This window comes from Primorskyibacter marinus (assembly GCF_003313245.1).
Taxonomy (GTDB): domain Bacteria; phylum Pseudomonadota; class Alphaproteobacteria; order Rhodobacterales; family Rhodobacteraceae; genus Primorskyibacter; species Primorskyibacter marinus.
On sequence record NZ_QJSD01000055.1, the window covers coordinates 1 to 983 of the forward strand.

General features: G+C 52.6%; 1 protein-coding gene. It reads left to right on the forward strand.

Annotation, left to right across the window (positions count from 1 at the left end; translation table 11 throughout):
- The first annotated feature begins 135 nt into the window (after window positions 1–135).
- The gene (locus DMZ65_RS19350; RefSeq protein ID WP_157960707.1) at window positions 136–948 is read left to right on the forward strand and encodes a hypothetical protein; all 813 of its coding nucleotides are present in this window, start codon (window positions 136–138) and stop codon (window positions 946–948) included.
- Window positions 949–983: the final 35 nt, after the last annotated feature.

The window sequence follows — 983 nt, forward strand, 5'->3', positions numbered from 1 at the left end:
CGACTACCAAAATCAAACCCGCAGACTCTCGTCATGAGCGAGGGACCAGCGGGGGGCAGGTCATTCTACATTCGCACGAATAGAATTATGCGTTTCCGACGTGCCGCTGTAGAAACCTCAGAGGAGGCCAGCAACTTGCAGTCGATGATGTTCAATCCGATCCATGCGTGGAGTCTTCTCGACGATCTCTGGACGGGTCGGGTTTTCCCAGAAAACTTTATAGGTGGTGAGCAAGAGGCACGTCTATTCAGTTTACGTCAGCGTCGCCTCGTTTCAGATCGGACGAGAACCGAAGCACGTCAAATGTTCATTTTTGCTGAGAATGTCATCTTGCCACCAAGTCTCGATATTTCGGCGCTGATCGGCACCACCCTCTACAATGACGGAGCTATCACATGGGGAAACGAGGATCAGAGAAAGCTCTTGAGTTTTACAGAACCGTCGAGGCTCAATCTTGTGGAGGAGCGCGCGACGGCACTAGCGCCTCTCGTCGACGACCCGAACATCTCGGTCGAAGACATCATACGCGTACTGCGGTTCTGGAACAGTTCGCATCGTTTTGAAAATGATGCTACACGTCGACTCCAAGGGAAGAATGGCTTCATTCTGCTTCAACTGCTCCAGGACGATCTAGCAAAGGGTGTCGAAGAGGAAAATGAGATCTGGAGGAAGCTTCCGCCGCACGAAAAGGCAGTGCTTCGCGAAGTCTTTGCGGACGATCCGGGTTTGGAAGCTCAGAACCTTAAGGAGAAAATCCGCCTCACGCGGGATGTCTATTTTTTCGCAACGGCTATGAGTCGTCTTTCGGAGATCGGTGTCCCGACATTCGCCGCGCCACGCAAGAGCCGAACACGAAAGGCTCCTGTTGGCCCCTCGACGCCAGAAGAGATGTCACGCCATCTCGTCGGACTCTACTTCGACAATGTGTCAATGAGCGTTCAAAACTGACCCGGTTTCAGCATTTGATTTTGACCCGCCTATCG